This window comes from Mesorhizobium sp. KR2-14 (assembly GCF_040049255.1).
Classification (GTDB): Bacteria; Pseudomonadota; Alphaproteobacteria; order Rhizobiales; family Rhizobiaceae; genus Pseudaminobacter.
The window spans coordinates 23,060-31,385 of record NZ_JBDZDR010000016.1 but is presented as its reverse complement, the minus strand read 5'-3'; the positions used below and the strand labels follow the sequence as shown (position 1 = coordinate 31,385).

The following is an 8,326-nucleotide window of genomic DNA, read 5'->3' as shown; positions in this document are numbered from 1 at the left end:
GGCGGCGGACACGCCATCCCTGACACCGGCCCCAAACCAAAATCCCCATAGGCATCGCCCGTGGGCCGCGGGTTCCTTCCTCGGGGACTTTCGTACGCCTGCCGGCGCCCGAAACTCTTCACGGAAGCCGTCGGTCCGCTATGGGGGAGATTTAGCCGCTAGGCAGACCTTCTGCCGTCGACCCGTTCCGATCATGCCGAGTCATCTTCCCCGACGCTGACGCGTTTGCGATCCATTCTAATGCATCAGTTCATGCAGCCAGCATCCACGACTACTCGCCGGAGCAGGTTGCGGTTTGAAGCCCATCGAAGCCCGACCCCGAGAGATACCTACGCCAGGCCGATGGCCGAATATTCTTCATCGCTGTGGACACTGACGGTCGACCAATGAAAGCCGCACGTTGCCCGAGTAGCCGACCCCTTCGTCATTGCCTTGGCAAATACATTGCGTAACCTACACCCGAGCTCATCCACAGATACGCATAATATACTGGGGAATCATTATGTATTTGACTGGATTGACACACAATTATTCTGCTCAATACCCTACGTGCATTGTGGGTTACGCATAGTACCGGTCAATCACAGAAATTGAGTGTATCCTGTTAGCGGTGGATCGGGATCGTTCTACCCGCGCGATCTGCGGAGCTGCTCGCCGAACTGCCCCGCTTGGCTAATGGATAAACAGGCGAAGGGATTGCAAGCTGATATGACCTCGGATGATGGCGGGTTCACGCGGGAGGGCCACCCCTTCCTCGATAAGATCCAGGGATTGGCGGCGCAAGTGACGGGCGCCCAGCCGTTATGGGAAGCGCCGTCGGCAACGCACGCCCTTGCGTGGCTGCAATTCCACCTCGAGTGGCAAGGGACGATTGGATTACTAGGCGACGTCATCAACGGTAAACGGCGAGTTGAACTCCCGCCTATGGTCCTATTTCGGGGACAGGCCGAAGCCGGTTGGGCGGTCCAGAGCGGGCTTCAGCGCCTGCTACCCGCCGAGCGGAAGCGGGCCCGGCTAGCGTCGAGCTTGTTCGCGCAAGTCGCTTACGAGATGTTCAGGGAGATCTATCGATCCGACGGCATGCAGGACTACCCACGCCCGAGCCGCCGCGCCGGAAGCGCAGCCGCCCAGCACTACGGTATGAGGACGAACCTACTCGACTTCACGACGAACGCTCTGGTCGCGATGTGGTTTGCATGCCCGGCACCCAACATGAAACCCGCCCCCAGCCAGAGTGCAATTGATTGGATCGATCTCAAGACCGCGAAGGAGCTGGGCCTCCGCATCGTGCTGCCTCCAGTCTTCGTTGACCGCCCCTACCTGCAACGGGGGGTTTTCCTTGAGGTGCCCCGATCGAAGCTGGCGCAGTTGCGCGGACGTCTCAATCGCATCGTGTTCCCATCCGCCCAACGGTTTGAGTTCGTCCGTGTATTTGGTGACGGGTTGCCTCGCCAGTTGGACCTGCTGCCTGCAGACGACTGGCTTGAGAAGCTCAAGGTATGGGCGACGCAGGAGAGCGCGAAATCTCCCGCCGAGCGGGATGCCGGGATGCCTGCGCTGTTCCAATTCACCGTCCCGCACGGGTGCCATCCTGCGATGCACCGCACCGGGATGGAGGGGCTGCTCGGATTGGGCGATACGATCGAGGTCATGCTAGACTTCGTGGACCGGATGGCGTTGCGAACAGTAAAAGGCGGGTTGATATATCATCCTGATACGGTCGGCATGCTCGCGAACGACAATCCGGAGTTTTTTTCTTGGCTGCTACGGGGAGTCGCGCCCGACGAGAGCGGCATCACGGTTATGCCGCACAATGCCGACCTCAAGTTGAAGCTTCGCAAACTTGCCGCAACGCTGCGCCATCACCGGATGGCGAAGGCTTAGCAGACTAGGGCTGTACCTCGACACCCCACAAAGGAAACTGTTCAGTCCAGGAGTGCGCCAAAGCCACCCTAGGAGCCCTATTGCCCGCTCTGGCGTAAACAAGTTTTGCCCATCCAGAACCAGCTCGACGGCATTTTTGGGCGTCGACAGCCTTTCGATCGCCGTATGGCGGCTCTGAACCACTCAGCCCTAAAAGAGAGTCTCGACCAAGTTGAACCTTCCTGTCTCAAGGTGCGCCGGATTCTCCCGGGAACTCACGGTTCTTTTCTCTTTTCGAGCGCGTTGCAATTGTGATGACTTCTAGTAGATTAATGCAAGCATTCGTCGTTATAACTTCATCAAAAACAATCGGCGGCTCCATTTTAGTGCGAGGCACTTGGGGGATGTCATGGAAGCACTTCGCGGTATCTGGACTTACAGAAGCTTCTTCAATGTCGAGGACGGAGCCGAGCCGAGCGGCGGGATTCAACTTTGGCAAGCTGAACTCTATCTGGACATCGATCCGGCCACGAAGCGTGTGTTCGGTCACCTCGGCGAACGCGTTGATCCAACGCCCGCCGACGATGGGAATGGAAAGCCGTATCCGTTCCTGTCGGTCGAGGGGAGCTATTCGGATGGCGATCCGGTGTCGGTCTCATTACGCGCTGTCGGCCGCAAGGGATCGCCCTGGGAATCATGGATTTACGATTATCAATGTGTGCTGACCCCGACCTGGCCGCGAGATCCTAACTTCAAGCCCTCGGCGCAGCAGAAGCCGACGCTCGTCGGAACTGTGATCCGCACGGTAGAGCATGATGGCGCGCCGGCCGGTGCGAGCTATTCCTTCTATGCGGTGAAACACGACTTCGTGGAATCCCGCGTAGCGACACCCCTCCCCGAGCCGGTCGTGGCGATGCTGGCAAGTCCCGAGATGCGCCTTCATCATCAGCTATGGCATGCGAGCCGAGACAATTGGGACGACCTCGCCGAAGAGCAGAAGACTTGGCTTCGCGACCACAATTGGCAGCCCGGAACACCCAACAAAGAACGATCAGCCGGTCTCGGCCCAGTCAATCTGGCTAACCATTCGGGCGAGGATTTCCTGTTCATGCACCGGCGTATGATCAAAGCGGTGCGCAACATCGCCGGCGCCAACGCTCCCGCCGGCTGGAAGAGGCTACCCGAGCCTCGAGCCCTCGCCGACTTCGCACCCGACCGCGCAAAGCGCGTGATCGGCAACATCGACGGCTACGCGGTGCCGCCTGCCTGGATCGTGCCGGATGACGCCAGCACGACCGCTTGGCTGGCGGCGCTCCGCAACCCAGCGATCTTCAATGGCCGGTTCCGATCGTGGGAGGTTCAATACACCAATCCCGCCTGGCTCGCCTCGGTCACACTCGGCGAGCTCGGCGCGTGGATCGAGTTCACGATCCATAACTGGATGCATATGCGCTGGACCTCGGTCCAGAGGGATCCTGCTCAGAACGGACTTGCCATCCCGGAGGGGCGGCAGGACGACGACTTCGCTCAAGGCTGGTTCGATCCCTCGAATGATCATCTGGGCGCCACCTTCTCCTCTCACGTCCACCCGGTGTTCTGGAGACTGCACGGCTGGGTCGATGACCGCGTCGAAGACTGGTTCAAGGCGCAGGAAGCCGCGCGGCCCGGTACGGTCAAGCGACAACAGCTCAAGGATGTCGAGTGGTTCGTAGTCGACGGCACATGGGTTAGTGTCGACGACCCTTGGGAGGGCCCGGTCGACGACGGCGGCCATGCCGGCCATCATGGACATGACCACGGTCACGGTGGCATGGACGTTGAGCTGATGAAGAAAGCGATCGTCGTAATCTTCAGGGGCGTAGAGGCCCTCGAAATGGACACGATGTCCCTTCAGGAACTGCGAGAGCGGCCTCAAAACCGCATTGTCTCTCGTTTTGCCAACTGGCTCTAGAGTCAGAATACGTTTTGCCATGGAGCGCCCGACCACCCCCACTGTTGGCCAAGGACTGCGGCTGACCCCAAAGGGTCCTCGAGTCCGCTCGACCTTTGCGTGGCTAGGTGGGGGAAGAAATCTCGCTCAGTATGTGTCTTGACCCTTGTTTTCGCCATCAATCAAAAGACCAGCCGTGCCTCGTGCCACGGCGGGTCATCCTGACCGCCATGCTTGGGGGGAGTGATCCGTTCGCGGCTCATGCTCACACAACTTCTTGAGCTACCGCCCTGCCGAGGCCGACCAGACTCAAGCGACAGCCAGCGTCGTACTGCAGCGAAAACAAAAGCAGAACAGCGAAATTGCTGCGCCTTTTCAGCGACTTACACGCCTGCTATAGTGCCGGGATAAGTCACTGGCGGGCCTCGGCACGGGTCCTTCCGGGCGGATAAACCTATGCCGGGGGGCGCAGCCCGGCGCATCGCCAGCGACAGGGCGAATTTTTTGGGAAGCCACCCGGGAGTCCAGCCAGAAGCCTGATCGCGTAAGCCTTTGATTGCGCGTTGATGTTGCGGCCCTGAGGGGTGGACCCCAGCTGGATCCCGGAGTCCAGCTGGATCCAGGCGGGGTCCAACGGCAGGGTCCAGCAGCGGAGTCCGGAAGCCGGCTTTTGATCGGGGGCAGCATGACCATCCAGTTCGCACCGGAAGTCATCGAGCAGTGGCCGCTTGAGCGGCTGAGGCCCTATGCCAAGAACGCCAAGACGCATGGCCCGGAGCAGGTGGCGAAGATCGCCGCCAGCATGGCCGAGTTCGGCTGGACGGTCCCGGTGCTGGTCTCGGCCGAGGGCGAGGTCATTGCCGGCCATGGCCGCATCCTGGCGGCCGGTGAGCTTGGGCTGGACCAGGCGCCGGTGATCGTGCTCGAGCATCTCAGCGAAGCGCAGCGGCGGGCCTATCGGATTGCCGACAACAAGCTCACCGAACTCGGCGGCTGGGATGACGGCCTGCTGTCCGAAGAGCTTCAGGCGCTGAGCGACGACGGCTTTGATCTTGCCCTCACCGGCCTCGACGCGGCCGAACTCGATCGGCTGTTGGGCGAGCTTGGCGACGACACTGGTGCGGCGGCTGGCGAGGACGTCGTTCCCGAGCCGCCGGCCGAAGCGGTCACCCGGCCCGGTAATCTCTGGGTTCTGGGCCGGCACCGGCTGCTCTGTGGCGATGCCACCCAAGCCACCGACGTCGCGCGGCTGCTTGATGGAGCGGTGCCGATCCGCCTTACGGCGTCGACTATGATCCGCAGTGGCGCAACGCCTCAGGTATCTCGGCCACGGCCAGGACCGGCAAGGTGGCGAATGACCACCGCGCCGACTGGCGCGAGGCCTGGGCGCTGTTTCCCGGCGACGTCGCCTATGTCTGGCATGCCGGTGTCCATGCCTCGACCGTGGCCGACAGTCTTGTCGCCGCAGGCTTCGGCATTCGCGCGCAGATCATCTGGGCCAAGCCGCGCCTGGTCTTGAGCCGCGGCCACTATCACTGGCAGCACGAGCCGTGCTGGTATGCGGTGCGGGACGGCGCCACCGGCCACTGGCAGGGTGCCCGTGACCAGACCACGATCTGGGCGATCGGCACTGGCGATCAAAGCGAGGACGGCGCCACCGTGCACGGCACGCAAAAGCCGGTCGAATGCATGCGCCGGCCGATGCTCAACAACAGCGCGTCGGGGGCTGCCGTCTACGAGCCGTTCTGCGGCTCCGGCACGACGCTCATTGCCGCCGAGACCACCGGCCGCGCCTGCTTCGCCCTAGAACTCGACCCGCGCTACTGCGATGTGGCGGTCGAGCGCTGGCAGCGGTTCACCGGCCGCCAGGCGGTGCGCCAGGGTTCGGGGGCATAGTGGCGGTCATGCAGGGCCTGAGCGAGCGGCAGTATGCGGCCCATGCCGGCGTCTCCCGCGGCGCCGTGCAAAAGGCGCGCCTTGCCGGCCGCCTGGTGCTGTTTGCCGACGGCTCGATCGATGCCGTCGGCTCGGACGCCCGCCGCGCGGCGCTGACCGATCCGGCCAAGCAGCGCCCCTCGCCTGCCCGGGCCAGGCTGAAGCCGGTGCCGGAGGCGGCCCTGTCCGCCGTCGGCGAGACGCTGCGCGAGCAGGGCCTCTCGGCACCGGCCGTGAGTGGCTCCACAACCTTCCTGCAGGCCCGCACCGCCAACGAGGTGCTGAAGGCACAGGAACGCCGCCTGAAGCTTCAGAAGCTGAAGGGCGAACTGGTTGCGCTCGATCGCGCCAAGATCCTGATGTTCCGGCTGGCGCGCGAAGAACGCGACGCCTGGGTGAACTGGCCGGGTCGGGTGGCCGCGGTGATGGCGGCCGAGCTCGGCGTCGATGCGGCGGCCATGCACGAGCTTCTCGAGCGCCAGGTGCGCACCCATCTCGCGGAGCTGGCCGATGTTCGTGCCGACTTCCGATGAGCCGCCGGAAGGCGGGCTGGCCGACTTTGCCGGCTTTGAGGAGCTGTGCGCCTCCTGGCGCGAAGGGCTGCGGCCCGACCCGTTCCTGACCGTCTCGGACTGGGCCGACAAGCACCGCATGCTGGCGGCCCGGGCCTCGGCCGAACCCGGCCGCTACCGCACCAGCCGCACGCCCTACATGCAGGAGATCATGGACTGCCTGTCGCCGGGCTCGGCCACCCAGCGCGTCGTCTTCATGAAGGCGGCGCAGGTCGGCGCCACCGAGGCCGGCAACAACTGGATCGGCTTTGTCATCCATCAGGCGCCCGGGCCGATGCTGGCCGTGCAGCCGACGGTGGAGCTGGCCAAGCGCAACTCGCGCCACCGCATCGATCCGCTGATCGAGGAAAGCCCGGCGCTGCGGGACCGGGTCAAGCCGGCGCGCTCGCGCGATGCCGGCAACACCATGCTGTCGAAGGAATTTGCCGGCGGCATCCTGATCCTGACCGGCGCCAACTCCGCCGTCGGCCTGCGCTCGACCCCGGCCCGCTACATCTTCCTGGACGAGGTCGATGCCTATCCGGCCTCGGCCGATGACGAGGGCGATCCGGTGACGCTGGCCGAGTCGCGCTCGCTCACCTTCGCGCACCGCCGCAAGGTGTTTCTGGCCTCGACCCCGACCATCCGCGGGCTGTCGCGCATCGAGCGCGAATACGACGCCTCCGACCAGCGCCGCTACCACGTCCCCTGCCCCGCCTGCGGCGTCATGCAGTGGCTGAGGTTCGAGCGGCTGCGCTGGGACAAGGGCAAGCCGGAGAGCGTCCGCTATCACTGCGCCGCCTGCGACGCTGCAATCGGCGAGCACAGCAAGACGGCCATGCTCGAGCAGGGCGCGTGGCGGGCCACCGCCACGGCGAGCGATGGCGCCACGGCCGGCTTCCATCTCTCGGCGCTTTATTCCCCGGCCGGCTGGCTGTCCTGGGCCGCGATCGTCCGCGCCTTCGAGGCGGCGCAAGGCTCCGAAGAATCGCTCAAGGCCTTCCGCAACACCATTTTGGGCGAGACCTGGGTCGAGACCGGCGAGGCGCCGGACTGGCAGCGCCTGCATGACCGCCGCGAAACCTGGCCGGCCGGATCGGTGCCCGCGGGCGGGCTGTTCCTCACCGCCGGCGCCGATGTCCAGAAGGATCGCATCGAGGTCGATGTCTGGGCCTGGGGCCGCGGCCTGGAAAGCTGGCTCATCGACCATGTCGTGCTCGACGGCGGCCCCGGCGATGCCGCCTGCTGGAGCGGCCTCGACCAGCTGCTGTCCCGCAGCTGGCCAAGCGCCTCGGGCAAGGCGATGCGCCTCCTCAGGCTGGCGATCGACACCGGCTATGAGGCGCCGGCCGTCTATGCCTGGGCCAGGCGGTCCGGCGCGGCCCAGGTCGCGCCGATCAAGGGCGTCGAAAGCTTCAACCGCGCCAGTCCGGTCACCGGGCCGACCTATGTCGATGCAACGTCCCGCGGAAAACGCCTGCGCCGCGGCGCCAAGCTGTGGACCGTGGGCGGCTCGACCTTCAAGGCCGAGACCTACCGCTTTTTGCGCCTGCCGCGGCCGAGCGAGGAGGAACTCGACGCCGGCGCAACCTACCCCGCCGGCACCGTCCACCTGCCCGCCTGGATCGACAGCGAGTGGTGCAAGCAGTTTGTCGGCGAGCAGCTGGTGACGGTGCGCACCAAGCGCGGCTTCTCGCGACTGGAATGGCAGAAGCTGCGAGAACGCAACGAGGCACTCGACTGCCGGGTCTACGCCCGTGCCGCCGCCTGGCTGATTGGCGCCGACCGCTGGCCGTCCTCGCACTGGGCCGATCTCGAGGAAGAATTTGGCCTGCGGGCCGAGCCACTGGTCGCAGCGCCAGAAGCGGGTCCTGAGGCCGCATCCAGTCCTTCAGCTTCACCGCCTCAGACACACACGCTCAAAAGCAGGCGGCGACAGGGACGGCGCATCCGGCGAAGTTCTTGGATGTCGTAAAGCGGCACACGAAGAGCAATCACGCCGGCAAGTTCCCGCCGCCTCTGCGTGTCTCATTCCAGCTCTCATGTC

General features: G+C 64.4%; 5 protein-coding genes and 1 pseudogene. All 6 read left to right on the top strand.

The genetic code is table 11. The annotated features are described in order from the left end of the window. Positions 1–675: 675 nt before the first annotated feature. The 6 genes and pseudogenes from ABLE86_RS22390 to ABLE86_RS22365 all read left to right on the top strand — a co-directional run bounded on the left by ABLE86_RS22390 (position 676) and on the right by ABLE86_RS22365 (position 8,254). Entirely contained in the window at positions 676–1,884 is a 1,209-nt protein-coding gene (locus tag ABLE86_RS22390) for an FRG domain-containing protein (RefSeq protein ID WP_348781204.1), read from the top strand. Positions 1,885–2,272: 388 nt separating this feature from the next. Then, complete coding sequence (locus tag ABLE86_RS22385; RefSeq protein WP_348781203.1) at positions 2,273–3,814, top strand: hypothetical protein; 1,542 nt, start codon at positions 2,273–2,275, stop codon at positions 3,812–3,814. A gap of 664 nt (positions 3,815–4,478) precedes the next feature. Then, positions 4,479–4,703, top strand: a pseudogene (locus ABLE86_RS22380) (ParB/Srx family N-terminal domain-containing protein); the annotation flags it as partial. Between the two features lie 410 nt (positions 4,704–5,113). After that, complete coding sequence (locus ABLE86_RS22375) at positions 5,114–5,689, top strand: DNA methyltransferase (RefSeq protein WP_348781206.1); 576 nt, start codon at positions 5,114–5,116, stop codon at positions 5,687–5,689. Between the two features lie 8 nt (positions 5,690–5,697). Next, complete coding sequence (locus ABLE86_RS22370) at positions 5,698–6,261, top strand: hypothetical protein (RefSeq protein ID WP_348781205.1); 564 nt, start codon at positions 5,698–5,700, stop codon at positions 6,259–6,261. Beyond that, positions 6,239–8,254, top strand: coding sequence for a phage terminase large subunit family protein (locus ABLE86_RS22365; RefSeq protein ID WP_348781202.1), 2,016 nt, complete (start codon positions 6,239–6,241; stop codon positions 8,252–8,254). The genes ABLE86_RS22370 and ABLE86_RS22365 overlap by 23 nt, the downstream gene beginning before the upstream one ends. The last annotated feature ends 72 nt before the right edge of the window (positions 8,255–8,326 follow it).

Coding starts and splice junctions, on each gene's coding strand:
- ABLE86_RS22390 (WP_348781204.1), top strand. CDS start 676: ATGGATAAACAGGCGAAGGGATTGCAAGCTGATATGACCTCGGATGAT.
- ABLE86_RS22385 (WP_348781203.1), top strand. CDS start 2,273: ATGGAAGCACTTCGCGGTATCTGGACTTACAGAAGCTTCTTCAATGTC.
- ABLE86_RS22370 (WP_348781205.1), top strand. CDS start 5,698: ATGCAGGGCCTGAGCGAGCGGCAGTATGCGGCCCATGCCGGCGTCTCC.
- ABLE86_RS22365 (WP_348781202.1), top strand. CDS start 6,239: ATGTTCGTGCCGACTTCCGATGAGCCGCCGGAAGGCGGGCTGGCCGAC.